We start from the raw sequence: 25,283 nt of genomic DNA, 5'->3' as shown, positions 1-25,283 counted from the left end.
GATGGCTGAGTCAATTCCACCAATGATGTGATAGGGATTCCAGGCATATTAAAGTTACTTTGTAATTAATTTCTTGCTGTTGGCTTTTTGTAGGTATTGATGATTCCCAATCATGATTCGATATTTGCTCAGATTCTAATTCTTCTACCATGGGAATCACGGTGTTTAATGGTAAAAAGTAATCAAAAACAGTGTTATCTTCCCCTGCAAGATATTTCTTGAACTGCTTTCGTAGAATCTGCCGCGCTTTTTGAATACATTTACGAACATTCTCTTCAGAAATGGTGAGTTGTTTAGCAATATCTCCATAGGATTTGTTTTGACAACAATGTAAAATCAAAGGATAGCGCAATCTATCAGGTAAAGATGCTATTTTATACTTGAGATATGCGGCCATTTCCACATTCAAAAGCTGAGATTCAGGAAGTGATAAATTAGAAGTAAGTGCTGGATGATCTGCAAGTTGCATATCGTCAATATTATCAATTTTTGCAGATTCTCGTTGACGTTTTCGACGGAAATCTATACAGCAGTTATAAGTAATTTGAGCTAACCACGATTTAGGATGTCTAATGTCATTTGTAGATTGTATCCATTGATTCCAGGCTTTGAGCATTGCGTGATTTACTACATCTTCCGCATCATGAGAATTACCATCCAGCCATTTTAAACAACAGTTGTAAAGATAACCTTGATGTGATTGCCATAATTGCCAAAAATAGTGACAATTATTTTCAGTTGAAGCACTGAATTTCCTTTGGAATGGTAAAGGATTTCCAGTTTTTGTCTGTGCTAAAGAGAAAGTTTTTTGTTGTCTGTTCTCTTGGATATGTGACATAATACTCACTATTGATAACCCTAGTAATAGTATTTGTACCTTACTATTAGAGTATACTTTAATTTAGTTTTTCATGTCAAAGGTTTTTTGATAACTTTTTTAAAGTATTCTGTTTATTTGTAAAACAAGCTACTACTGGGGAGTATTGATGTAATTTAAGAATTGTTTCCGTGATGCAGTAGTTTATGATATTATGAGGTATAGATATTCATGATAAAAATCTTGTGGTGCTGGTATACTTCGACAAGCTCAGTACAAGTCTTGCCCGCATAATCTGTACCCCACCCTGATGGTAATATACAGTATGATTGAGCAATTCACCTGGTGTTGGGTTTCACTTCGTTCTACCCAACCTACTTGAACTACTTGGACGACTTTGACTACTTTTGATATTGTATTCCCAGTCTGGAGACTGGGAACGACAAATTTACCCAGCCTACTTTTTTAGAAGTTACTAAAGTTAGTAATTGCTTCTGTTATTTTACTTACAACCTCATCTACAGATATCGCTCCCAATTCCCCAGAAGCGCGGGTACGAATACTCAAGCTGTTGGTTTCTACTTCCTTTGCACCTATTACAGCCATTACGGGGATTTTATCCTTCTCTGCGTTGCGGATTAACTTACCCAAGCGATCGCCACTGGTGTCCACTTCCGCACGAATACCGAATGCAACCATCTTCGCAGCCACCTCTTTACTAAAATCTAACTGCAAATCACCTACGGGTAATAACCTAATTTGCACAGGTGCTAACCATAACGGAAAATCACCTGCGTACTCTTCAATCAAGATCCCTATTAACCGCTCTAACGAGCCAAAGGGAGCGCGGTGGATCATTACTGGGCGTTTACGCGAACCATCTTCAGCTACATACTCTAAATCAAACCGTTCAGGTAAATTATAATCTACTTGCACAGTTCCCAATTGCCATTCCCGTTCTAAAGCATCGCTGAAGATAAAATCGAGTTTTGGACCATAGAAAGCCGCTTCACCAATTCCTTCAAAATAGTCCATTCCTAATTGTTGCACAGCGCGACGAATTGCCCCTTCTGCTTGATCCCAAACTTCATCACCACCAATATATTTATCACTGGCTGGGTCACGAAAACTCAATCTAGCTTTAAAATTCTTTAATTGCAGACTTTTGAAAACGCTCAAAATCAAGTCCACAACATTGAGAAATTCGCTATCTAGCTGTTCGGGAGTTACAAATAAATGAGAATCATCAACAGTAAAACCACGTACTCTGGTTAAACCACCCAATTCCCCGGATTTTTCATAACGGTAAACTGTGCCAAATTCCGCCAACCGCATTGGTAATTCCCGGTAAGAGCGTAATTCACTCTTGTATATTTGGATATGGAAAGGGCAGTTCATTGGTTTGAGAACAAAACCCTGTTCTATGGCTTTTGCTTCCTCATCTTCAGCCATTAACGGAAACATATCTTCCTTGTATTTCTGCCAGTGTCCTGATGTTTTAAATAAATCAACTCTGGCAATGTGGGGAGTAACAACAGGTAAATAGCCCCGTTTTAACTGTTCTTTTTTGAGGAAGTCTTCTAAAATTGTCCTTAATAAAGTCCCTTTGGGAGTCCACAAGGGTAAACCAGGTCCAACTAAATCAGAAAAGACAAATAATCCTAGTTCTTTCCCTATTTTACGATGATCACGGCGTAAAGCTTCTTCTTTGCGACGTTTGTACTCGGCCAGTTGTTCGGGAGTTTCCCAAGCAGTGGCATAAATGCGCTGTAATTGAGCCTTTTTTTCATCACCGCGCCAATAAGCACCTGCAACGCTTTCTAGTTCTATAGCTTTGGGATTAATTTCGCTGGTATTTTCTACATGAGGACCAGCGCACAAATCCCACCATTGGTCTCCTAAATGGTAAATTGTGATGGGTTCTTGTTTGATATCGGCCAGAATCTCTAGCTTATAGGGTTCTTTAATAGCTTCAATGCGACTTTGTGCTTCCTCACGGCTGACTTCTTCCCGAATTAATGGTAATTTACGATTAATAATTTTGACCATTTCTTTTTGAATGGTTTTCAAATCCTTATCGCTGAAGGGTTCTGGACTATCAAAATCATAATAAAACCCATTTTCAATCCAAGGACCAATTGTGACTTGCGCTTTGGGAAACAGCTTTTGTACTGCCATGGCCATTATATGGGAAGCTGTGTGGCGAATCTTCTTTAATGTTTCTGACTCGCTGGTACGGGGTAAATAGATTTTTTCGGCTGCTGGGGTTTCTTGATTTGGCGACATTGGCTGTTAAACTTTTGGCGAAGTGTTAAAAATAGAATTGACAAAAAATATCTTTACAACATAAATAATAGTCTACTGGCTATGGTTTCTCCTAAATTTAGCAAAAAACTCCACTTAGTTCGTAGTCAGGACTTTACTCCTCTCTTTGGGACAGATGATTTTTTTTGTCAGGTTGATTTCTTCCTTTAGAGGTATCCAGAGTTACTCCCAATGAGCTTTACAACGCCATTGCCAAATTTATATAATTGTGCTTAGTACAGCGTTGTTACAGATTTTTTCAGATAGGAAGTTATGAACTGATTGTTAAGAATCGTAAATAACGTTAATATAAAAAAAATTAGGAAATATGCTTCTCATATATGGAGAAATCGAATCTACCAAATGCTGATTTACTGGAAGCCGTCTTACAACCGCTGTTAGAGGATTTTCAATATTGGTTTGAGCGATATCAGCAAATTCTGGAAAATGAGAAAATCCCTTTCATGAGTGAACAAGAGCAATTTGACTTACTAAAACGAGTTGAAAATGCACAAAATGAACTCAACACGGCTAAGATATTGTTTACAGTCACAGGTAAACAAGTGGGAATTGATATGGCAACTGTAACACCTTGGCATCAATTAGTTACAGAATGTTGGGGTGTAGGAATGCGTTTAGGTCAATTAAAGGAATTGTAAAGCCTTTAAAACAATCTAAATCAATCTAAATCAACTGTAAATCGTCAGAATACTAGACAATTCTTAACATTGTTTTCATAAAAAAATAATGTCTCTCATGTTACCTTAATCTAAATATAAGGATTGCACTAGATAACATAGGGGCATAGGTACAGGATTTTACATTCTCTTTTACCGTAGATAGTTTATTTACGGAGTTTAAGTTTTACAAAAAAACATTCTCAACCTTGCTATTCTGGAGGAAAACTCAATGCTACACCTACTCTATATTTTAGCTTTTACCGTTCTGGCATTTATAGCCGTTGGTAATTTAATTCGGAATTTGATTATGTTCAGTTTTGACAGGGAAAGGACTTATTCTAGCAACCAATCATCACCAGGTGGTTTTGGTTATTATGCAGCTAGAAGGCAATATGTTCCTCACCCTGAATTGTTAGACAGTGCTGGTAATATAATTAAAGAACCTTTGTTGGTCATGCGTTCCATTAATGTTGAAGATGCGAGAGAACAGTTAGATGCTCTTTATGAATCTTCCCCTAGTCAGAGAATTGATCATTCAGAAGGAGCTTGATTAATACTTTACTGCATTAAGTATGATTCTAGCGGGCAAGATGCCCGCGCCACAACATTCTTGAGTTTGTAACAGCTTATGGAAAGATGAACAGGATTGATCATGTATTTTATCGTCATCCTGTAAATCTTTAAATCCTGTAAATCCTGATTGAAACTATTTACGCTTCAATCACTACCCGTAGATTACCACGTTTTTTCGCAACCCGACAAGCGGTAGTGCTACCAGAACGCTCAAATTCTAAATCCAAAATAGTCCCACCAACACGCAAATTATGTAATGATAAACGATTGATGGATTCTGGTAAAGCCGGGTCAATAATTCGCAAACAATTATTTTGCGCGTCTGGGACTAAATTCACGATCATTTGCAATAATTGAAAGATACTACCGGTAGCCCAAGCTTGGGGTGTACAAGCAACAGGATACTGTACTGGTGCATTATCACCTTTCATTTCATAACCGCAAAATAGTTCTGGTGGTCGTTGATAAGGTTGCTGGGAAGTCATGTCAAATAATCCTTGAAATAATTCCAAAGATTGATCTATTAAACCTAAACTTCTTAATCCCATGGCAATTAAACTATTATCATGAGGCCAAACTGAACCAATGTGATAACCCATGGGATTGTAAGCTGGTGACAAACTACTTAAAGTTCTAATTCCCCAACCATTAAACATATCCGGTGCTTGTAATCTTTCGGCTACACTGTAGGCCTTTTCTGGGAGAAAAATTCCTAAAGATAAACAATGTCCAGGGTTGGAGGTAATACTATCTACTGGTTTACCTTTTCCGTCTAAAGCTAAAGCACAAAAATCTTGATCTTCTATCCAAAAATCTTCATTAAAACGAGTTTTTAAATCTCTAGCTTCTTCTAACCAAATTTCTGCTAAATCTAGCTGTTTTTTCGTTTTTGCAATTTCGGCCAATTTAACTTTAGCAGCATAGACATAGGCTTGAACTTCACATAGAGAAATTGGACCTATGGCTAATTCTCCTTTGAAGTTAACAATACAATCACCAGAGTCTTTCCAACCTTGATTATTTAACCCACGTTTTGACCGCCGATAATAACTAAGATAACCGGTTTTTTGCATATTCCGATCTATCCAATCCATGGCGGCTAAAGCATTCGGCCAAAGTGCTTCTAAGGTTTCTTGATCATGAGTCCAGGCGTAGTATTCAGCATATAACATTAACCACAATGGAGTCGCGTCAATTGTCCCATAATAGGGTGTATGGGGAATTTCTTGACACCGCGCCATTTCTCCTAAACGCAATTCGTGTAAAATTTTTCCTGGTTCTTCTTCCTTCCATTCATCTTCGTTTTTCCCTTGATAATCAGCTAATAACATCAATGTTTCTTTAGCAATTTGGGAATTTAACATCAATGTTTGGGAAGCGGTAATAATAGAATCCCGGCCAAATAAGGTTGAAAACCAAGGTACACCAGCAGAAACAGTTTTATATTTACCAAAAGATTGGCGTAATAGGTAAATATCTTGTTCTGCTCTTTCAATAACCCGATTGAAAAGACTTTTATCGGAACTAATGCGGGTAATTTGTTGTACCCAACTTTGCTCCTCCATCATCTCCGAGGCTTTGGCTTGTGCTAAGGTAATAGCTGGATTTACCGTTGAACCACCATTGTTATTAATTAACAAATTCAAACGATAACCGAGCTTTTGGGTTTCGTGAGAGCCTAATTCTAGCCGCCAAATCGCAGTATAACCTTGAAAATCATCCGGTTGTCGGTGTTGGAATTGAATCCGCGATTCCATGATCGAATTATCTAAAGCTTGATAGGCTAGAGTTAGGGATTCTTCTTTTTGGTGTTGAGATTGTACGCAGGGGATTAGGTCAATTTCTGGATTTTTTGGTTCTACTAAACGTAAAATTTGTCCCCGTTTTTCCCGACTATGACCCCGAACTTCAAATAAATCTACAAAATCTGCATCAAAGCTGAGACTTAGTTCAAAATTAATGGTGGTGGTGCTGTAGTTCGCTATTTCTATTTCTTCAAATAGTGCGCCATTGAGAACAATTTCTCGGCGTATCCCAATTGTATCAGGTTTTAACTCCTCTGTGATTTTGGGATTTGTACATAAAACCGATAGAGCAAAACCCTTGTCAGTAGTGCTACTCAGTAATACAGGCGATCGCCCATTAATCTGTAATTCTAAACGACTCAAAAACCGAGTATCACGACAAAACAGCCCCATGCTAGAATTACTTTCATCTGGGGAACAACTAGAAATATTCCCCATAGTATCCGTCACCAAAAATAAATCATCATCTTTAACTGTCAGCGTTGGTTGTGGTCTTTCACTGACAACACAAGGCCATTCTGGAATTGGTAATTTTTCTGCGGAAATAAATGTTTTTCCATCTAAAACAATTTTTTCTGATAGTTTGCTTGGTGTAGTCATATTTATTAATTTATCTGATATCATTAGTTGAAGTTACCTGTATAGGTGTAAATTGGTTTAGTTTGATGCGGTTCAATTAAAGGGGAAAATATTAACGTTACAACAATGAATCTTCCTAAATGTATACCTTTTTTCTAAAAAGTCAAGCCTGAAAAATGACTATTTTTCAAGAGTTTCTTCCTTGCTAAACCTTGAGAAATGCTAAAGGTAGAGAATACTTACTCAGACACAAAATCTGATGTAAATTATAAAAAAGCTGGAGAAAGATGATCACACCCTCAGAACTATGTAACTCATTAATTACCTCTACTTAGTTTATAGCTCACCTAATCAAAAACCTATGTGTAATTATAAAGACTAGGAGTCTTCTATTATGTCTACAACATCAGAAATTGCAGTGGAATTTCGTAATGTCAGTTTTGAAATTAATTACCGTCCACTATTATCTAACTTAAATATTAGTATTTATCAAGGAGAAGCCTTAATTTTATTGGGGCGTAGTGGTAGCGGTAAAACCACAACTTTAAAATTAATCAATCATTTACTTTTACCCACCCAAGGAGAAGTTTTAGTAGGTTCAAAATCTACAACTAACTGGGATGCTATCAAATTACGAAGACGTATAGGTTATGTCATTCAGGAAACAGGGTTATTTCCTCATTTTACCATTGCGGAAAATGTCGGACTTGTACCATCTTTAGAAAAATGGCCACTACAAAAAATTCAAAATAGAGTCTATGAAATGTTAAACTTAGTAGGACTAGAACCAGAAAAATTTGCTCAACGTTATCCCCACCAATTATCAGGGGGCCAACGTCAGCGAGTGGGAGTTGCTAGGGCTTTAGCCGCAGATCCACCTATCCTATTAATGGATGAACCTTTTGGCGCACTTGATCCTATCACTCGTTTGGAATTACAACAACAATTTCAATATTTACAACAACAATTAGGAAAAACCGTGATTTTTGTCACCCATGATATTCAAGAAGCTTTCTTTTTAGCCTCTAGAATTGGTTTAATGTATGAAGGAAATTTAGTGGAATTAGGAACGAAACAAGAATTTCTTAATTCTCAACATCCAGAGGCACAGGCTTTTTTAGCTTGTTTGAATGCGGCGAAAAATTGGCAACAACTTAACTAAAATTAGCGTAGAATTAGCAGAAAATCATGTTTTTATTTCAATACGGTTCAGAAATTATTCTCCACAGTGGAGAACATTTAATCTTAGTAACCATAGCTATGACAATAGCTATTTCTATCGGGCTTCCTGTCGGCATTTTTATCACTCGTCAACCACAACTAGCTTCTCCTATTCTGGGTTTAGCAAATGCAATTCAAACTATCCCTAGTTTAGCCATCTTTGGTTTTTTAATTTCCGTGCCATTTTTGGGAGGAATTGGTAAAATACCAGCCATAGTTGCTTTAACTCTTTATGCTTTACTTCCCATAATTCGTAATACCTATATTGGTATTAATAGCATCAATCCTGCTATTAAAGAAGCTGGAATAGGGATGGGAATGACAGACAAACAGTTATTATTAAAAGTAGAAATTCCTTTAGCTTTACCAGTTATTTTAGCAGGGGTGAGAGTAGCCACAGTTATATCTGTAGGAATTGCTACTATTGCTGCTGCTATTGGTGGTGGTGGTTTAGGAGTATTTATTTTTCGTGGTATTTCGACAGTTAATAATGAATTAATTTTAGCCGGAGCGATACCCGCAGCTTTAATTGCTTTGAGTGCAGATTTTGGTTTAGGATTATTAGAAAAAAACCTGACTAAACCAACAGGGAATAAATCAAATTTTGCGATTATTTTAGGAATAATTACTTTAATTATAGCTGGATTAATTGCATTTAACTATCAACAAAAACCAGCGACGATTATTATCGGTTCAAAAAATTTCACAGAACAAGTAATTTTAGGAGAATTATTAGCACAACAAATAGAAAATCATACCAAGTTAAAAGTAGATCGTCGTTTTAATTTAGGAGGAACATTTATTTGTCATGAAGCAGTTAAAGCGGGAAAAATAGCCGGTTATGTAGAATATACGGGTACAGCATTCACAGCAATTTTAAAGGAAAAACCGATTAATAATCCTGAAATTGTTTATGAAAAAACCAAAGAATACTATGATAAGAATTTGAAATTAACAGTGATGAAACCTTTAGGATTTGAAAATACCTATGCTTTAATTATTCGCGGTGAAGATGCAAAAAAATGGCAAGTTAAAACCCTTTCTGATATTGCTAAATATACTTCACAACTGAACGCAGGATTTGGTTATGAATTTATTGATAGAGAAGATGGTTATCCGGGGTTAGCAAAAACATACAACTTCAATTTTACCAAATCTCCTCAACAAATGGACTTAGGATTAATGTATAAATCTTTAGAAACAAAAAGAGTAGACATTATAGCAGCTAATTCTACAGACGGTTTAATTCCATTTTTAAACCTGGTGATCCTAGAAGATGATAAAAAATATTTTCCACCTTATGAAGCTGTACCTGTTTTTAATGAGGAGATTCTGCAAAAATATCCAGAATTAAGAGATACCATTAATCAATTAGGAGGTAAAATTTCTACAACTGCAATCCAAAAGATGAATTATCAAGTAGATAATCAATCTCAACCAGTAGAAAAAGTTGTCAGTGAGTGGTTAAAATCTCAAAGATTGTAACTTATTTCAGATTCCCGACTTCTTTGAGAAGTCGGAAATCTCATGAAAAGAACATTGATTTTGTGTTACTATGATCAGTAAGTATTTGAAAAGCAAAAGAGATAGAATATTATGAACATTATTATCCCTGATGAAATTCTTGAATCTGCTCAAATGTCAACCGATGATATTAAAGTTGAACTAGCAATTTTACTATATAAACAGAAAAAAATTAGCATAGGTCAAGCTCGTCATTTAGCAGGAATGCACTTAATTGAATTTCAGAAGGAAATGGCAAATCGAGGAATTTGTATTAATTATGATGTTGAGGATTTTGAAAATGATCTCATAAGTTTGAGAGAAATGGGTGAATTATGATTGTTGTCAGCAATACTTCACCTATTACGAATCTAGCAGCTATTGAGCAAATTGAGCTACTGCAAAAACTCTATAAAACTATTATTATTCCTCAAGCTGTTTATGATGAAATGGCAAATTTAGGTTATGAAGTTCCAGGAACAAAAGAAGTTAAAACCCTAGCATGGATTCAAACTCAACCTGTTAATAATTCTACATTGGTTGCAGAATTAAAAACAGAAATTGATCCAGGTGAAGCTGAAGCAATAGCATTAGCTCTGGAAATAAAAGCAGATAGACTGATTATAGATGACTATAAAGGTAGAGTTGTTGCTACTCGTTTAGGATTAAAAGTTACTGGAATTTTAGGAGTTCTCTTAGTCGTTAAACAGAGAAGACTAATTGAAAATATCAAACCTGTAGTTAATGATTTAATTAACATAGCAGGATTTCATATTAATCCCAGACTGTACACTAATATTTTACAAACTGCGGGTGAAGAGTAGATTCCTGTTATATCACCACCAATTTGTCCCCGGTTCACCTTTAAAGGGACCAACAATATCCGTAGTTATCCATCCTCCATAAAAATTACCAGCTTGAGGTATAACTAACTCATCATTAACATAACAAGCATCCATCAAACTAGGATAAAAACTATAGAATTCTTGAATGGAACTAAAGTTAGGAGTAGGCTGAATATATCGCCAAGCAGCATTATTGATATATTTATCACCCACAGAAACATCATAATATTCACAAATACCTTTCCATTCACACATACTTTTTTTAGCTGTTGCTATTAAATATTCTGTTTTAATATCTTCAGCAGGAATATAATAACCCGGAGGATGACTAGTTTCTAAAACTCTTTTTCCCCCAGTTGTTTCTGCTAAAACAATACCATTGACAATGATTTTTAGATGTTTATTAGTATCTTGTAAAATTGCGGGACGAGGATAATTCCAAACAGATTCTTGTCCTGGTTGTGGGGTAATAGATTGTGGTTTCATGATTGCTAATTTATGGTGATTAAGTATCTTGTACTTGTTAGAAATCAGTACGGGCTTTCCTGCCGTTCACCCGTACAGGATTCAGGAGAAAGAATTGATAATTGATAATTGATAATTTTTTCACCAATCACCAATCATCACCAAAAGGTTTCTCTTGAGTCTAAGACTTAACTAACACAATTTTTGAGTCATCAGAGGAAGCTGTGCTTACCATTCCCGAATACTCCCCATTATAATTAGTAAATTCAGCCGGTGATCTGCGAATATTAGATAAACGAACTTGCCAATCGGAAACCTGGTCATAAGTTAAGTGATGAGTATTAGAGGTTGTTGTCCATACTCCCCATAAACAACTATCTTCAAATTGCAGTAATCCCTCTTTGCGTAAATTAAAAGCTTGGGGTGTTCCGGGTAAAGGAATAATGCTATAGCAAGAGGTCTGAAATTCTAATTCAGGGTTAATCTTTACCAGTTCATCTACCAGGTCTGTAATTGCTTCCTCAAGACGTAATAAGTCATCATGATCATCATCAGGTAGACCGATAATAATGCCATAGGTAACCACAGGTACACCAGTGCTAACTACAGATTTCATCAATGTACAATGCTCTTGCCAGGGTAGCAACTTTTTGTAGGCTTCCCGTCCAAAAACAGGACGTTCTGCGGGGATATAAGCCAAAGGACAACCAACTTTTCCATCCCAAGCGAACAAGGCTTGAATCAGTTCTTCATCAGGTCTAAGATCAGTGCTTTCGTAGTTACGCCCACTGCCCAAAGTTGTTTTCCTCAGTTCCAAACCATTTGGCCACATCAGAGATACTCCTATCTCCCGCGCACCATCAGTAATATCTATAATCTCTTGTCGTCCTTGAGGAAATAGACCACGGGCCAGAAATTGATCAGATCCGATATTGATAGCCACTGCCCCCGCTTCCTTCTGGATAGCCAACCATTTCAGGGCTGTTTCTGGGGACATTCGGCGATAACCAGTACCGTAGGTAGGAGTCATGCAAAAATCACAGGTGCGATCGCAACCAATATCTGCCACCAGTGAACCCACAGGTACTTTTCCTTGAACATTGGGAAGAGTCCCTAAACATTCCCTGGCTACTTCCACAGAAGGTAAAGCCCACTCCTCTGGACTTTTGGCTTTAGTTTTTCTAGGATATTGTTTACCGTTGGCAAAAATCACCCCTGAAAGTTCTTCTCTTGGTATTCTTCCCAATACATAATCAAACAGCGCCCAATTTGCAGCCCCAGATTTATCTTGAACAACGGCTGTTGCACCTGCTTTTAAGTAGTGATGGGGTTCAGCCAAAGCATCAGAACCTCCCACCACAATGGGGCGATTTCCTTTAGCCAAATGTTCAATTACCATACAGGTAACTTGACGATCTTGAGAGAAATTAACTGTCACACCCCAAGCATCAAAGGCTTGAGGATCAACGGCGGAAATTTTACCCCCCACATAAGTTTTCCGCAGAGTCATCCCTTTCCAGGACACTTCACCAAACTCTTCACTATAATTGTCATCTCTAAGATTGACTAATTGGGCATCAAATCCTCCGGCTTGCAAGTCAGGAATCAAAACTTGTTTACTGATTAAGGAACGATGTCTATATAACGAAGTCCAATTTTTGCCCTCTGCATCGTATAATCCGGTGGCAGGTACTTCAATTAATCCAATTGTGGGTCTTTTGTGAGATGTTAAGGTCATAATGATCTCCTCTGATTCTTGATATTTTCATGGCATTAGTTGAACTGAAAATCCACTAAATCTATTTATCCAACCTGACACAAAATCAATCCAAACCATCCTTTTTGATCAGTCCAAGTTTTGACGGTTTTTAATCCTTTACTGTCTAGTTGTTCTGACATGGTTATTAAATCAAACTTCCGAGAAATTTCTGTTAATATACTTTCTCCTTCTACAAAATGTACCTTTAAATCCAAAATTTCCAAGTGAACCCAATGGCTTTTTTGACAATGTAAATACATCTCAATTTGATGATCAACCTGATTATAAATTGCTTGATGTTTAAACAAGTTGAGATCAAAGTTACCTTGAAAACGCCAATTCAGATGAGACAGCATATTCAAGTTAAAAGCAGCAGTCACTTCTTGACTATCATTATAAGCAGCTTCTAAAATATCCTGGGGTTTTTGTAAATCAATACCCAATAAAAAGTAATCTCCTAGTTGTAAAGTGCGAGAAACTTGATTTAAGAAAATATCACATTCTTCCGGGTTAAAATTCCCTAAAGAACTTCCCAAGAAAAATAACATCCGTGATTGTAAATAATTCGATTCTAGATGAACTAAAGCCTGTTCATAAGTCCCTAATAGTCCATGAATAGATAAATCAGGATACTTTTCTTGTAACTGTAAAACACTAGTCTTTAGAATACCTCCACTAACATCAATAGGAAGATATCTACAAGAGTTAGCAATCTTTTGATAAGCAGTTAATAAAGCTTGAGTTTTTGTAGAACTACCACTACCTAATTCTATCAACTCACAACAATTTGTAATTTCTGCAATTTCATCAGCATATTGTTGTAAAATCCAGGCTTCTGTACGAGTCGGATAATATTCTGGTAACTCACAAATCTTTTCAAATAATAGAGAACCAGGATCATCATAAAAATATTTGGGGGGTAAATTTTTCTGTTTTTCAGTTAACCCCTTAATGACATCTTTACCATCAATACTTAGCTCTTGATAATGATGATCTAAAACTGTTAAAGGTTGTGTAATCATTTGCTAAATCCTCTCTGTTTACTCTGCGACTCTGGGTGAAAAAAAGATATTTATTTAATCCAAACTTTCAGCAATTCTAAAACCGACGTGCTGATAAAAAAATGGACGAAACCAGTTACGATAACAAGGTAAAGCCATTGTACCATTCGTTGCCCAAGAACCACCCAACATCATAAAATGTTTATTATCAAAAAATGGTGCAGATTGATCTGGATAAAGATCATGGGTTTGAAATCCTGGTAAGGGGTAGAATCTACTAGACAACCATTCCCAAACATTACCCCGTAAGTCAGAAATAGCAGATTGATTATTTTCTGAAAACATTCCTACAGGAGTTGGGGAAATAAATTGTAAGTTGAGATTGTAGTTATTTGATAATCTAGAATCTTCAGATATTTTCAGAGCTTGATTCCATTCTACTTCTGTCATTAACCGAGTATTCTTACCTTTCCATTGACAATAAGCCATTGCTTCATAATGGTTAACTTCTACAGGCCAATCTAAAGGTAAATCTATTTCATCAAATGTAGCACGATAACGATAGTTATTTTCTTGGGTTATCCAGAACTTAGGATATTCTACATTGTAGAGTTGTTTCCATGTCCAAGATTCAGCATTCCAGTAATTAGAATTGTTGTAACCACCTGCTTGAACAAATTCTAAAAATTCTCCATTTGTAATTAGATATTGACTAGCTAAAAATGGTTGGACTTCAACTTCTAAATTACCATATTCACTATCCCACCCAAAAGTTAAATCATCTTGATTTTTTCCTAATTTGACGACACCACCGGGAATTTCTCGCATTTGATTATCAGGAATTTCTCCATTACTGGGTGCATAATTCCATCTTTGGGGACGTTGTAATTTATCAATTGGTAGTTGACGCAACAGCATCGAAGAGGTTTCCAGATGAATGCGACTATGTTCTATTCCCATTAATAAAGCCCAAATAGGATGTTGTTGATGAATGGGTAAATTTAGGGTAGTGTTGTTAATGATTGCTGTAATTTCTGACCTAGCTTTATTTCGATATTCCCAGACTTTTTCAACATCAGGCCAGTTAAATCCTTGAATAGCTTCCTCTAGTTCTGCCGGTGTTTCTGGATCAACGCCAATTTCAAACAGAGTTTCATATTGGGGATTAATCCGATTTGTTAATAAACCAACCTGAATTAATTTATTGATATAAAAAACAGCCGAATGTCCAAGATAGAAAATTAATTTATTTCTTAAAGGATCGGGATTTAGATAAAAGGTTTCTTCCTTAATTACACTTTTCATTAAGGTTTCTTCCATTTCCCAGGAATTTTCAAAATAGTTAAGTAGGATTGTGGAACTACAATTATCGAGTTGGGGAATATGGGTATCTGTCATTTTATTAGCCTTGGTAATTAATTCCTTGGTATAAGTTGGATTAACTAAATTATTTTATCTGAGATTATGTTAACATAACTATGTTATATTGTCTTTTCAGTATATAGATAAGTTCGTAAAAAAAGTTTACATATTCCGATTACAAAATGTATAATTGAAAGTTACGATTATATGCAATATAAACGGGTAAAGGCATGAAAATCACCGCATAATTATGGATGTACAACAATTTGCTCAATTAATGATCAACGGTATTGCTGTAGGTAGCATTATTGCCCTAGCAGCCGTCGGACTGACTCTAACCTACGGGATTTTACGGTTATCTAATTTTGCCCATGGTGATTTTCTCACCTTGGGCGCTTATCTAACCCTGATGACCAATAGTACAGGTGTAAATATTTGGCTGTCAATGATTTTAGCAGCTTTGGGAACAGTAGGAGGAATGTTACTAGCAGAAAAATTACTGTGGTCAAAAATGCGGTCTATCCGTGCCACCTCCACAAGTCTGATCATTATCTCCATTGGGCTGGCTTTATTCCTCCGCAACGGGATTATTTTTATCTGGGGAGGTAAAAACCAAAACTATAATCTACCCGTGATATCAGCTTTAGAATTTGGTACATTAAGAGTACCGCAAAATCAATTATTGGTACTGGGATTAGCTATTTTAGCCATTTTATCCCTTCACTACCTACTACAAAATACCAAAGTTGGTAAAGCCATGCGGGCAGTGGCTGACGATTTAGATTTAGCTAGAGTATCGGGTATTAATGTTGATAGAGTAATTCTTTGGACTTGGGTAATTGCTGGTACATTCACTTCCTTGGGAGGTAGTATGTACGGGCTAATTACAGCCGTGCGTCCAAATATGGGTTGGTTTTTAATCTTACCCCTATTCGCTTCTGTAATTTTGGGCGGAATTGGCAATCCTTACGGAGCGATCGCCGCAGCCTTTATAATTGGCATTGCCCAAGAAGTTAGCACCCCTTGGCTAGGTTCACAGTATAAACAAGGTGTAGCCCTATTAATCATGATTCTGGTGCTGCTGATTCGTCCCAAGGGTTTATTCAAAGGCACAATTTAAGCAGCACCAGCCTACTTCTAACTATTCAATAATGTGGAAGTAGTAAGCTGCTACCAAAAAGTTAACAGCCAAAAGTAATAAAGCCCAACCAGTACGGAAAGCGTAGGAAGGTTTAGCAGCAGGTTTTCCTTTAGCAGTCATAAGCGGTTCTCCTAATTTTGTGGCTTTTTAAGAAATAGCAAACTCACGCGCCAATTTTGCAAATTCTTTAAAAATATTTTTGTAAGGTTGGTCAGTTGTCAGTTGTCAGTTGTCAGTTGTCAGTTGTTGGTAGGAAAAATCTTTTCCTCTGCACCCCTGTCCCCTGTCCCCCGTTCCCTGTTCCCTGTCCCCCGTTCCCTGTTCCCTGTTCCCTGTCCCCTGTCCCCTGTTCCCTGTCCCCTGTTCCCTGTTCCCTGTTCCCTGTCCCCTTATTCCTCCCCAGCGTGGTAGGAACTGCGAACCAAGGGACCCGAACGGACATGATTAAAACCCATATCCTTGGCTATATCACCTAATTCTGTAAATTCCTCCGGTGTCCAATATTTTTGGACTGGAAGATGATCTAAAGAAGGACGCATATATTGACCAATGGTCAGGCGATCGCACTTTACAGAGCGCAAATCCCTCATTGTCTCAATTAATTCATCTATTGTTTCTCCGTGACCCACCATCACACCCGACTTCGTAGGAATCTGATCATTAAATTCTTTAACTGTCGCTAATACAGCCAAGGAGCGGTCATATTTTGCCCCTCGACGCACGGTTGGGGTTAACCTGCGGACTGTTTCCACATTATGGTTAAAACAAGCCGGTTCAACTTGAATAATCATCTTGAGGCTATGACGTTGGCCAGCTAGACCTCCACTACCCCAAAAATCCGATGTTAACACTTCAATTTGAGTTGCTGGGTTCAGATCACGGATAGTTTCCATAGTCTTGACAAAATGACCCGCTCCCCCATCAGCTAAATCATCACGGGCTACAGCAGTTAACACCACATACCGCAATCCTAAAAGCTGTACTGATTCTGCTACTTTTTGGGGTTCTTGCTCATCCAAAGCCATGGGGGCATGACCTTTATCTACTTGACAAAAAGCACAGGATCTGGTACAGGTCGGACCCATTAATAAAAAAGTCGCTGTTTTTTGAGCGTAGCATTCGCCCCGATTTGGACAACGTCCCTCTTCACAAATCGTGTGAATTTGACGCTGCTTAATGATCCGCTGGACAGTAGACATTTCACTAGCTTTACCCAGAGGACGACGCAACCAGCTAGGCATAGTTATAATTTCTGACTTGATATCAACCTTTTGTGAATAATTCATAATATATACTTACCTATCTCGCTGATCTCAATTTATCTTACTACTTAAACCGAAAAACCAGTTAATTTGCAGTTAGTAACTGACACTTGTGTTTACAATCAAAATATTTTACAGTAACATTCTCTACCTTGCAGCAAGCTCTAAATATAATCAGGAAAATTTAGTAACTGACACTTGTGTTGATAATCAAAATACTGTATAGTAGTATTCTCTACCTTGCAGCAAACCCTAAATACAATCAGGGAAATTAAAAAATCAATTGGCTATCCGAATAAATGAGGTTTCAGTAGGACCAGCAGCTATGGCAAATAACAGAATTTTAGTTATTGACGATACCAGCGTTGTGAGAATAAAAATCAGAGAAATGTTACCCCCTGGTTTCGAGGTAATCGAGGCTAACGATGGTTTGCAAGGCTATAATTTGATACTTGAGGAAAAATTCAATTTGATCATACTAGATTTTCTGTTACCGAAAATGAGTGGTTGGGAAATTTTCCACAATATTCAAGTTAAACCAGAGTTACGGAAAATTCCTTTAGTGATCATGTCAGGTAGTAAGGAAGAAGTAACGGAAAAATTAGTAGAACCATTTGAATATTTTGAATTTTTGGGCAAACCTTTTGATAAAACGCAACTTATTAACGCGATTAAATCAGCAATAGCCAAATCCAAGAAGGGTCAGCAAGACTTAAACTCACCCCAATTTACCTCTGATGTCAATGAGGTAGATTCACTTAATGAAATAAAATCATTAAATGACAAAATTGTCAGGATGCAATTAGAAATTGATGGACTAAAAAAACAGGTTAATCAAATTGTCGCTTTTATCAAACAGAAAATCAAGTAGTTTTGTGCTTTGTAGTTATTATCACATAAGCACATTGACAAAAAATGGGGAATTGGGTATTAGATATCTCTAGAAATTAAATATCTGTACCCAATAACCATTGTAGAGACGTTCCATGGAATGTCTCTACAATCTTTACCTTCAGAGGTTTATGGAAGATCAGCTTTATTACCCATTGCTGAAAAATAACCTAGAATTGCTTTACCTCTTGATTAGTAATAACACTAGCTTGTGTACTGACAACCTTTGCTGCTTGTAACATAGGAGTGTTAGTAACAGAATTATTAGCCAAAGTAAACAAGGGATTAGATAAAATTCCAGAGATAGTAGTAGCTATCAAAGTTACTATCAAACCGACTTGTAAAGGTCTAAGCCCTGGTAAATCCCAACGCACTTGGGGATAATTTTTGACTACCTGGGACATTTCTTGAGGTTCTTTGACCACCATCATCTTAACTACACGAATGTAGTAATAGATAGAAACCACACTAGTAATTAAACCGAGCAGAACTAACCAGTAAAGACCAGCTTGCCAACCTGCCCAAAATAGGTAAATTTTGCCAAAAAATCCGGCTAATGGGGGAATACCACCCAAAGACAACAGGGAAATACTCAAACCCAGTGTGAGGAGAGGGTCTTTTTGATACAAACCTGAGTATTCGGCAATTTGATCTGTTCCCGTGCGGAGAGAGAATAATATCACACAAGTAAAGCCGCACAAGTTCATAAACAGGTATACCAATAGATAGAAAATCATACTGGAATAACCGGCATCAGTTCCCGCAATTAAGCCAATCATCACAAACCCAGCTTGGGCAATAGATGAATAAGCTAACATCCGTTTCATGCTAGTTTGGGCTAGGGCGACAACGTTACCCAATACCATACTTAGGACAGCCAAAGCAGTGAAAACAAATCTCCACTCATCAGCTACAATCGGGAAGACAGTGGTTAATAAGCGGATAGCCAGAGCAAACCCGGCTGCTTTAGAACCAACGGATAAAAAAGCAATTACAGGGGTAGGTGCGCCTTCATAAACGTCTGGTGTCCATTGGTGAAAAGGTGCAGCGGAAATTTTAAAGCCAATACCCGCAATTACGAAAACTAGAGCAATTACTAAACCTAGAGATTGACCAACATTCGCTGTGGCAATACCCTGAGCGATCGCACTTAATTCCGTTTGTCCACCAGATAAACCATATAAAAGGGAGACACCATACAAAAATACTGCTGTACTAGAAGCACCAATTAACAGGTATTTCAACGCCGCTTCATTGGAACGGGAATCACGTTTTGTATAACCTGTCAACAAATAAGAGGAAATACTCAGAGCTTCTAGAGAGATGAAAATCATCACCAACTCATTAGCGCCGGATAAAAACATTCCTCCCAAAGTCGCAGTCATCAAAATAGCGATAAATTCGGCTAAAGCCGTACCACTTTGTTCGACATAGCGAATTGACATTAATATTGTCACCATCGCCGATAGAGCGATGATACCACGAAAGACAATACTCAGGTCGTCACCATTAAAACTACCAGTAAAGGCAATGGGGGTAGTTGTATCCCATTGAAAGTATAGAGCGATTATTGCCGCTGTTAAACCGAGCGTAGCTAGATATCCTATCCAGCGAGCAGAGCTACGCCCCAAAATCAAATCAACAATCAAAACCCCCAGAAGGGTAATCATGACGATTCCCTCTGGTAAAATCGTTCCCGCATTTAACTGGGATGCAAAATTAGCAAAATCCATGAGATGTATAGGTTTTAGCGATTAGCTGACACAAGTTTATTCTATCTATAGTTTTTAACTAAAATTGCATTGATCTTTCTATCTTTAACAGTTGATAATTCTTATAAGTAGGTGGGCGTTAAAAATTGTCGTTGGGGCAAGGGAACAGGGAACAGGGAAGAGGTGACAGGTGACAGGTGACAGGTGACAGGGAAGAGGGAACAGGTTACAGGTTACAGGGAACAGGTTACAGGTTACAGGGAACAGGTTACAGAGAACAGGGAACAGGTTACAGAGAACAGGCTTCGCCGTGAGCGTCAGCCGAACGGTTTTCGGCAACTTTACTTTTTGTTACATATTTCGGTTTTTTTCCGTTCATCTACTTATTTGATTTTAGCTAACCGGATATTCCTGTAAGCATAGCTTAAAGCACTTTATCTGCCAGCCTTTAAAACTTGTTCCGCTGTCAGTTTGAAATTTGGGAATGTCGGCAAAGTAATGGGTTGATTGCCTCGAATTTGCTGAATTTCATACTCTCCTTTGACTAAGGTACAAATGGAAAGGGTAGGTTGTTTCGGTTTCCCAATATGTCGAGTCCCACCTAGACCCGCATAATCCGCAATCCAATATTCAGGAATACCTAGAATTGCGTAGTCTTCGACTTTACGCGCATAATCGTTTTGCCAGTTGCTACTAACTACTTCCATCACAAATTTAATCGAACTGCCCAGCGTGAGGATTGATTGGTCATTCCAAAGTAGTTCTTTCGCAAGTTCATTGCGATCAATAACCATAATATCAGGTCGAAATGCTGTTATACCCAAGTTAGAAGGACGTAGTAATCCTCGCTGAAGGACAAACCAATTTAAACCTATTGCATCAATTTGGGCGCAAATTTTTGTGGTAGTAAAAGCTGAAACTTCTTCATGGTAGCCCGTTGGTTCCAAATCAAACACCTCTCCATCAATCAATTCGTAGCGGTTACTGTCACCATAACGGACGATAAAATCGCCAAAACTTAGTAACTGCTGTTGTATTGGTATTTCGGTTGCAATGGTCATAGGTCAACTTAGCCCCATCAATATCATCACTCTAGCATTTTCGCTAAATCCATGCACTCCGAATTAAAAAGGCTAACGTAAAGTTCACCTTGATAATAAGAGGAGATGGCGATCGCCCTAAATTTTTCAAAAAAACAGTAACAGTAGGATGTATGATGTTAATTAATTTTGGCTGGGAATATTGTTTGGTGGAAATGTTGGGTTTCCTTTCGTCAACCCAACCTACAAGATCGGTGATTGCACTAAAGTAAACTGGGGATATTTTCGGATTTTTAGTCATCTTTAGATGACTTTTGCTATTAGACAGGGAATTCATTCCCTGGCGGGTTGTGGATTTTGCGTAAGACAGCTATAGCAGCTTAAGCAATCAAACTGAAATTACTACTAGTGAGGGTGATATCAGGATTACCTAAACGGGCAAATTCAAACACTGTTCCCGTACCCAAAATACTGCCGTCTTGGTTATAGAATAGACTTCCCGTACCTTGACTAAACACAATACGAGCGTTACTAGCATTGACAAATTCATCATCACTAACAACTGCAAAGTCAGTTAAAGCCTGTCCTGGAAGGTTAGTAATGGCGTTAAATGTAGCTTTACTTAATACAATCTGGTCTAGTCCCGCTTCAAACTCGCTAATGTAATCAACGCCTAAGCTGGTACTAAACACACTATTGCTTTGAAACAGATATTGATCATTACCAACTCCTCCCGTCAAGATATCATCACCAAGTCCCCCCCAGAGACTATCATTACCGGTGCCACCGTTGAGAATATCATTACCTGCTCCTCCCCAGAGGGTATCATTTCCTCCTAGTCCTTGCAGTTGGTCATTACCACTACCGCCATTTAAGGTATTATTTAGAGCATTACCTGTGAGACGGTCATTTCCTATACCACCTGTGGCATTTTCAATGACGTTATTAGCAGAGAGAATCAGTTTAAGATTACTATTGACCGTTTGTGAAGTTGCAACACCCAAATTCACATTTACAGCAGCAGTTGTTCCCGTCAAATCAATAGTATCAGTTCCCCCTGTTGCCGTCTCTGTAATTGTGTCAGTTCCTAAAGCAGAATTGGCAACAAAACCATAAGTATCATTACCATTTCCACCTGCCAGAATGTTATTGGCACTATTACCTCTGAGGATGTTATTGTTGGCATTACCCGTACCATTGATAGCTGCTGTTCCAGTTAAAGTCAAGTTTTCCACACCTGCGGCTAAAGTTGTGGTAGCAGAAGCAGTCAGGGTATCTGTAATAGTTGTGGTAGCAGTGCTTTTTGTTCCTAAACCGGCATTGGTAGGAGATGTCAGCGTTACAGTAAAGGTTTCATTCGGTTCATTAATGGCATCATTGAGAATGGGAATAATGATATTTTGACTGGTAACACCAGGGTTAAAGGTCAAAGTTCCGGTTATAGTGGTATAATCTGACCCTGCTATAGCTGTACCGTTACTGGTTGCGTACTGTACAGTGATCGTTTGGGTACTGGCAGCAGACAGGGTAACGGTATACTGAACGTTCTGAGGACTGGTTGTACCTTCAACTATTGTCTGGTCTGCACTGAGGTTAATGGTGACAGACGGTGCAACATCATCATTGGTTATAGTGCCCGTTACTGCTGTATTTGTACCAACAGTGTAACCTGTACCTGCAACTAGGGTTAACGCAACGGTTTCGTTATTTTCAACGGTGGTATCTGCGGTGGGGTCTATTGTTAGTGTTGCGGTACTTGAACCTGCTGCAAAGGTAATGGTTTTTCCTGTTCCGGGTGTTGCACCTGTATAGTCGTTGCTGGATGCCGTACCTGCAATATTATAGTTTACTGTCAGGGGGTTGGTTGTTGGAGTTGTGCGGGTGAAGGTGTAAATTAGGTTGGCTGTTCCGTCTTCTAGTACGCTACTGGGAGATACGGCTAAGGTAATGGTGGGTAAAGCCACATCATCATTAGTAATAGTACCCTGAGCTTGAGCATCTGCAATACTCGCATTTGTGGCGTTACTCAAGTTAACAAAAAAGGTTTCGTTTGCTTCAAATAAGCTATCTCCCAAGACAGAAACGGTAATTTGTTTACTGGTTTCTCCAGGGTTAACATTAAAGATTAATGTTCCCGTTGTGGCTGTGTAGTCACTTCCTGCGGTAGCTGTGCCATTAGCTGTAGCATAATTAACGGTGACAGGTTGGAAGGTTTCACCAGAAAGGGTGACGGTAAAGGTGGCGTTTTTTGTACCGCTGTTACCTTCAGTTAAGGTAACGTCATTTATACTGAGACTGAGGTTAGGGGCAGGTTGAAATTCAAATGCCCCGATATCAACTGTACCACCGGAAATTCGTGTATATCCACTGCCTCGGTTATCAAAGGGAATGGGTTCTGTTCTATTTCCATCGCCATCAAGGTCTTCTGTATCAGCAGGGATTAAGCTGTTGTTACCAGCGTTAATCGCTGGGCTACCAGAAAGGAGAGCATGGGTGAGGGTGAGTCCACCGTTGTTTTGTAAGGGTCCGAGTCCAGGGTTGGGGTTAACAATATCTGTACCAGTGCCTACAGTGCCTTTAGCGCCAGTTAAGTTACCAATTAGGTTGTTATTGTTACCATTAAATAGCGCTGAACTCAAAAAAGAAGAGAGAAGATCAGGAGCATTACTATTTATATTCCCAGCCACAATCGTGTTTTTGAGGTTAACCGTGGCACTAAGACTATAAATACCGCCACCGCCATTGCCGTATTCGGTGCTGATAGCAGTATTCTTGGTAACAGTGCTGTTGATCAAATTGAATACTCCATTAGTAGAAGCATATATACCGCCACCTGTAGAATTAGCACTATTACCACTGATTGTAGTATTGAGTAAAGCAACTGAAGTGCCATTACTTGTTATGCCGCCCCCATTTCCCGCACTATTACCTCTAACGGTAGTATTGATCAGAGTCACCGATCCAGATACAGTAGAGATGCCGCCACCGTAAACTCCCCCTTCGTTGTTACTAATTGTCGAGTTAGTTGCAATTAGTGTACCGCCGGAATTGTATATGCCGCCGCCTTCTTGAGAAGAGTCACCAGCAGCGATATTATTACTAACTATGCTGCCGTTGCGTAGGTAGACGAAACCACTGTTGTAGATGCCGCCTCCTCTATTAAAAAAACCGGACGCTTTGTTGCCTGTAACTGTCGAATTATACAAATCGAGAGCGGCATTAGAATCAACCCTAATACCTCCACCATCACTAGATATATTGCCGCCCGTAACGACTACATTCTGTAAGCTTAATTGACCACCATCGAGTACCTGAAAAACGCGATCGCTATTTAATAAACCTGACGCATTAATAGTTGCTTGTCCACCAACTGCCACAATATAAAGCACATTACTGCGACTTTTAATATCTAAATCTCCTGTCAAGGCTGCATTTTCATTAATCCCATTTGATGTCAGGTTGTAAGTTGTTCCTCCAGTTAACTGGATTTCATAATCAGTAGTCGGATTCGCATTGGCGATTATAATCGCATCCCGCAATGATAAACCACCAGTAGCACTACCATCATTTTGATCTGCGGTTGTTGTCACTGTTAAAACAATTGGCGCAGCTTGTTCTACAGCAATTACTTTTCCGTCTACAGTAATAGTTGCCCAATCATTTTCTGTGTTAATTCTGCCTAATTCTTGAGTTGTTAAATTCTGCCCGCGCACCAATGCTGAGAATTTTTCCCCTTCATCTCCGGGGGTGTCTATTTGATTAATTTGAGCATCAATAAAATGCCCAATTTCCTCTAACAAAACTGCACTAATAGCTTCTGCTGTAGAAGTTGCGAGAAAATTAGCTGATAAATAAATCTGATTATTGCTACTGGCATAAGCCCCATTGGCATTGCCAAGAATGCTACTATCTAAAATCTCAATTTGCGGAAGTTGACTAAAATCACCAGATAGCCACTGTAAACGCAGAATTTCCGCACCGCTACGGTTGTATTGTGTACCAAAAGCTGTATCAAATAAATTCCAGAAGTTGTCTAAATCGGCAAAGGTGCTGAGTTGGTTATATGTAAGCGTCAGGGCAGAGTTGAGCAAGGTATTCATGGATTTGATTATTTATTCCTATGCAAATAATGTGACACAAATACTTACAACTGTCAATCTCTACATTCATGCTACAAGTTATAATCAACTTGTAAGCTACTATGCCCCAAATACGTTGTAGGGGCAAACCCCCCGTGGTTGCCCAAACCCTCCGTGGTTGCCCCAAATACCCCGTGGTTGCCTCAAATACCCCGTGGTTGCCTCAAATACCGGGGTAGGCACG

Annotated in this window: 20 protein-coding genes; 8 read left to right on the top strand and 12 right to left on the bottom strand. The window is 38.3% G+C overall.

Annotation, left to right across the window (positions count from 1 at the left end; genetic code table 11):
- Window positions 1–10: 10 nt before the first annotated feature.
- Together ACIR131C_RS0106190 and thrS are read right to left on the bottom strand one after the other, a co-directional pair.
- Complete coding sequence (locus ACIR131C_RS0106190; RefSeq protein ID WP_231395403.1) at window positions 11–838, bottom strand: RNA polymerase sigma factor; 828 nt, start codon at window positions 836–838, stop codon at window positions 11–13.
- 444 nt (window positions 839–1,282) lie between these two features.
- The gene (gene thrS / locus ACIR131C_RS0106185) at window positions 1,283–3,103 is read right to left on the bottom strand and encodes a threonine--tRNA ligase (protein ID WP_028089505.1); all 1,821 of its coding nucleotides are present in this window, start codon (window positions 3,101–3,103) and stop codon (window positions 1,283–1,285) included.
- 359 nt (window positions 3,104–3,462) lie between these two features.
- Here thrS and ACIR131C_RS0106180 point away from each other — a divergent pair, with 359 nt between their 5' ends.
- Together ACIR131C_RS0106180 and ACIR131C_RS0106175 are read left to right on the top strand one after the other, a co-directional pair.
- Complete coding sequence (locus tag ACIR131C_RS0106180) at window positions 3,463–3,780, top strand: DUF2605 domain-containing protein (RefSeq protein ID WP_028089504.1); 318 nt, start codon at window positions 3,463–3,465, stop codon at window positions 3,778–3,780.
- 250 nt (window positions 3,781–4,030) lie between these two features.
- Window positions 4,031–4,351, top strand: a complete 321-nt coding sequence (locus ACIR131C_RS0106175) for a DUF2973 domain-containing protein (RefSeq protein WP_028089503.1) — start codon at window positions 4,031–4,033, stop codon at window positions 4,349–4,351.
- Window positions 4,352–4,511: 160 nt separating this feature from the next.
- On the opposite strand, the gene ACIR131C_RS0106170 is transcribed toward ACIR131C_RS0106175, so the two are convergent.
- Entirely contained in the window at window positions 4,512–6,779 is a 2,268-nt protein-coding gene (locus tag ACIR131C_RS0106170) for an amylo-alpha-1,6-glucosidase (RefSeq protein ID WP_035371577.1), read from the bottom strand.
- Window positions 6,780–7,152: 373 nt separating this feature from the next.
- Between ACIR131C_RS0106170 and ACIR131C_RS0106165 the strand changes: the two genes are divergently transcribed.
- From ACIR131C_RS0106165 to ACIR131C_RS0106150, 4 genes are all read left to right on the top strand, one after another.
- Window positions 7,153–7,920, top strand: coding sequence for an ATP-binding cassette domain-containing protein (locus ACIR131C_RS0106165; protein WP_028089501.1), 768 nt, complete (start codon window positions 7,153–7,155; stop codon window positions 7,918–7,920).
- A 26-nt stretch (window positions 7,921–7,946) separates the two neighbouring features.
- A complete protein-coding gene (locus ACIR131C_RS0106160; protein WP_028089500.1) occupies window positions 7,947–9,464 on the top strand; it encodes a glycine betaine ABC transporter substrate-binding protein in 1,518 nt (505 codons plus the stop codon).
- Window positions 9,465–9,575: 111 nt separating this feature from the next.
- On the top strand, window positions 9,576–9,821 hold the full coding sequence (locus ACIR131C_RS0106155) for a UPF0175 family protein (RefSeq protein ID WP_028089499.1): 246 nt from the start codon (window positions 9,576–9,578) through the stop codon (window positions 9,819–9,821).
- Entirely contained in the window at window positions 9,818–10,306 is a 489-nt protein-coding gene (locus tag ACIR131C_RS0106150) for a PIN domain-containing protein (RefSeq protein ID WP_028089498.1), read from the top strand. Before ACIR131C_RS0106155 ends, ACIR131C_RS0106150 begins: the two co-directional genes overlap by 4 nt.
- Window positions 10,307–10,318: 12 nt before the next feature.
- Here ACIR131C_RS0106150 and ACIR131C_RS0106145 read toward each other — a convergent pair whose 3' ends face one another.
- The 4 genes from ACIR131C_RS0106145 to ovoA form a co-directional block, all read right to left on the bottom strand.
- Window positions 10,319–10,813: a DUF427 domain-containing protein gene (locus ACIR131C_RS0106145; protein ID WP_028089497.1), complete on the bottom strand. Its 495-nt coding sequence runs from the start codon at window positions 10,811–10,813 to the stop codon at window positions 10,319–10,321.
- Window positions 10,814–10,973: 160 nt separating this feature from the next.
- Entirely contained in the window at window positions 10,974–12,530 is a 1,557-nt protein-coding gene (locus ACIR131C_RS0106140; RefSeq protein WP_028083174.1) for a radical SAM protein, read from the bottom strand.
- A 65-nt stretch (window positions 12,531–12,595) separates the two neighbouring features.
- Window positions 12,596–13,573, bottom strand: a complete 978-nt coding sequence (gene egtD, locus ACIR131C_RS0106135) for an L-histidine N(alpha)-methyltransferase (protein WP_028089496.1) — start codon at window positions 13,571–13,573, stop codon at window positions 12,596–12,598.
- 54 nt (window positions 13,574–13,627) lie between these two features.
- A complete protein-coding gene (gene ovoA / locus ACIR131C_RS0106130) occupies window positions 13,628–14,950 on the bottom strand; it encodes a 5-histidylcysteine sulfoxide synthase (RefSeq protein ID WP_028089495.1) in 1,323 nt (440 codons plus the stop codon).
- Window positions 14,951–15,164: 214 nt separating this feature from the next.
- Between ovoA and ACIR131C_RS0106125 the strand changes: the two genes are divergently transcribed.
- Window positions 15,165–16,034 carry a branched-chain amino acid ABC transporter permease gene (locus tag ACIR131C_RS0106125; RefSeq protein WP_028089494.1) on the top strand — a complete coding sequence of 290 codons (870 nt, stop codon included), beginning with the start codon at window positions 15,165–15,167 and terminating at the stop codon, window positions 16,032–16,034.
- Between the two features lie 21 nt (window positions 16,035–16,055).
- Here ACIR131C_RS0106125 and psaX read toward each other — a convergent pair whose 3' ends face one another.
- Window positions 16,056–16,175, bottom strand: a complete 120-nt coding sequence (gene psaX, locus ACIR131C_RS0106120; protein ID WP_028083170.1) for a photosystem I protein PsaX — start codon at window positions 16,173–16,175, stop codon at window positions 16,056–16,058.
- Between the two features lie 269 nt (window positions 16,176–16,444).
- The gene (lipA, locus tag ACIR131C_RS0106115) at window positions 16,445–17,341 is read right to left on the bottom strand and encodes a lipoyl synthase (protein ID WP_028089493.1); all 897 of its coding nucleotides are present in this window, start codon (window positions 17,339–17,341) and stop codon (window positions 16,445–16,447) included.
- A gap of 301 nt (window positions 17,342–17,642) precedes the next feature.
- On the opposite strand from lipA, the gene ACIR131C_RS0106110 reads away from it, so the two are divergent.
- Complete coding sequence (locus tag ACIR131C_RS0106110; RefSeq protein WP_028089492.1) at window positions 17,643–18,188, top strand: response regulator; 546 nt, start codon at window positions 17,643–17,645, stop codon at window positions 18,186–18,188.
- Between the two features lie 190 nt (window positions 18,189–18,378).
- Here the strand turns inward: ACIR131C_RS0106110 and ACIR131C_RS0106105 are convergent, their stop codons facing one another.
- The 3 genes from ACIR131C_RS0106105 to ACIR131C_RS25970 all read right to left on the bottom strand — a co-directional run bounded on the left by ACIR131C_RS0106105 (window position 18,379) and on the right by ACIR131C_RS25970 (window position 25,060).
- Window positions 18,379–19,941 (bottom strand): NAD(P)H-quinone oxidoreductase subunit N, encoded by a 1,563-nt coding sequence (locus ACIR131C_RS0106105; RefSeq protein WP_028089491.1) that lies wholly within the window; start codon window positions 19,939–19,941, stop codon window positions 18,379–18,381.
- Window positions 19,942–20,354: 413 nt separating this feature from the next.
- On the bottom strand, window positions 20,355–20,981 hold the full coding sequence (locus tag ACIR131C_RS0106100; RefSeq protein ID WP_028089490.1) for a Uma2 family endonuclease: 627 nt from the start codon (window positions 20,979–20,981) through the stop codon (window positions 20,355–20,357).
- Between the two features lie 359 nt (window positions 20,982–21,340).
- Window positions 21,341–25,060 carry a beta strand repeat-containing protein gene (locus tag ACIR131C_RS25970; RefSeq protein ID WP_035371572.1) on the bottom strand — a complete coding sequence of 1,240 codons (3,720 nt, stop codon included), beginning with the start codon at window positions 25,058–25,060 and terminating at the stop codon, window positions 21,341–21,343.
- Window positions 25,061–25,283: the final 223 nt, after the last annotated feature.

Source organism: Dolichospermum circinale AWQC131C (assembly GCF_000426905.1).
GTDB classification, from domain to species: Bacteria; Cyanobacteriota; Cyanobacteriia; order Cyanobacteriales; family Nostocaceae; genus Dolichospermum; species Dolichospermum circinale.
The sequence above is the reverse complement of the archived record's forward strand: the minus strand, read 5'-3'. Positions and strand labels throughout refer to the sequence as shown.

What these genes read in the sequence shown, in the direction of transcription:
- ovoA (WP_028089495.1), bottom strand. Translation starts at nt 14,950, where the DNA reads ATGACAGATACCCATATTCCCCAACTCGATAATTGTAGTTCCACAATC.
- ACIR131C_RS0106125 (WP_028089494.1), top strand. Translation starts at nt 15,165, where the DNA reads ATGGATGTACAACAATTTGCTCAATTAATGATCAACGGTATTGCTGTA.
- ACIR131C_RS0106100 (WP_028089490.1), bottom strand. Translation starts at nt 20,981, where the DNA reads ATGACCATTGCAACCGAAATACCAATACAACAGCAGTTACTAAGTTTT.
- psaX (WP_028083170.1), bottom strand. Translation starts at nt 16,175, where the DNA reads ATGACTGCTAAAGGAAAACCTGCTGCTAAACCTTCCTACGCTTTCCGT.
- ACIR131C_RS0106175 (WP_028089503.1), top strand. Translation starts at nt 4,031, where the DNA reads ATGCTACACCTACTCTATATTTTAGCTTTTACCGTTCTGGCATTTATA.
- ACIR131C_RS0106105 (WP_028089491.1), bottom strand. Translation starts at nt 19,941, where the DNA reads ATGGATTTTGCTAATTTTGCATCCCAGTTAAATGCGGGAACGATTTTA.
- ACIR131C_RS0106170 (WP_035371577.1), bottom strand. Translation starts at nt 6,779, where the DNA reads ATGACTACACCAAGCAAACTATCAGAAAAAATTGTTTTAGATGGAAAA.
- ACIR131C_RS0106110 (WP_028089492.1), top strand. Translation starts at nt 17,643, where the DNA reads ATGGCAAATAACAGAATTTTAGTTATTGACGATACCAGCGTTGTGAGA.
- ACIR131C_RS0106165 (WP_028089501.1), top strand. Translation starts at nt 7,153, where the DNA reads ATGTCTACAACATCAGAAATTGCAGTGGAATTTCGTAATGTCAGTTTT.
- ACIR131C_RS0106150 (WP_028089498.1), top strand. Translation starts at nt 9,818, where the DNA reads ATGATTGTTGTCAGCAATACTTCACCTATTACGAATCTAGCAGCTATT.
- ACIR131C_RS0106145 (WP_028089497.1), bottom strand. Translation starts at nt 10,813, where the DNA reads ATGAAACCACAATCTATTACCCCACAACCAGGACAAGAATCTGTTTGG.
- ACIR131C_RS0106155 (WP_028089499.1), top strand. Translation starts at nt 9,576, where the DNA reads ATGAACATTATTATCCCTGATGAAATTCTTGAATCTGCTCAAATGTCA.
- ACIR131C_RS0106160 (WP_028089500.1), top strand. Translation starts at nt 7,947, where the DNA reads ATGTTTTTATTTCAATACGGTTCAGAAATTATTCTCCACAGTGGAGAA.
- egtD (WP_028089496.1), bottom strand. Translation starts at nt 13,573, where the DNA reads ATGATTACACAACCTTTAACAGTTTTAGATCATCATTATCAAGAGCTA.
- ACIR131C_RS0106190 (WP_231395403.1), bottom strand. Translation starts at nt 838, where the DNA reads ATGTCACATATCCAAGAGAACAGACAACAAAAAACTTTCTCTTTAGCA.
- thrS (WP_028089505.1), bottom strand. Translation starts at nt 3,103, where the DNA reads ATGTCGCCAAATCAAGAAACCCCAGCAGCCGAAAAAATCTATTTACCC.
- ACIR131C_RS0106140 (WP_028083174.1), bottom strand. Translation starts at nt 12,530, where the DNA reads ATGACCTTAACATCTCACAAAAGACCCACAATTGGATTAATTGAAGTA.
- ACIR131C_RS0106180 (WP_028089504.1), top strand. Translation starts at nt 3,463, where the DNA reads ATGGAGAAATCGAATCTACCAAATGCTGATTTACTGGAAGCCGTCTTA.
- lipA (WP_028089493.1), bottom strand. Translation starts at nt 17,341, where the DNA reads ATGAATTATTCACAAAAGGTTGATATCAAGTCAGAAATTATAACTATG.
- ACIR131C_RS25970 (WP_035371572.1), bottom strand. Translation starts at nt 25,060, where the DNA reads ATGAATACCTTGCTCAACTCTGCCCTGACGCTTACATATAACCAACTC.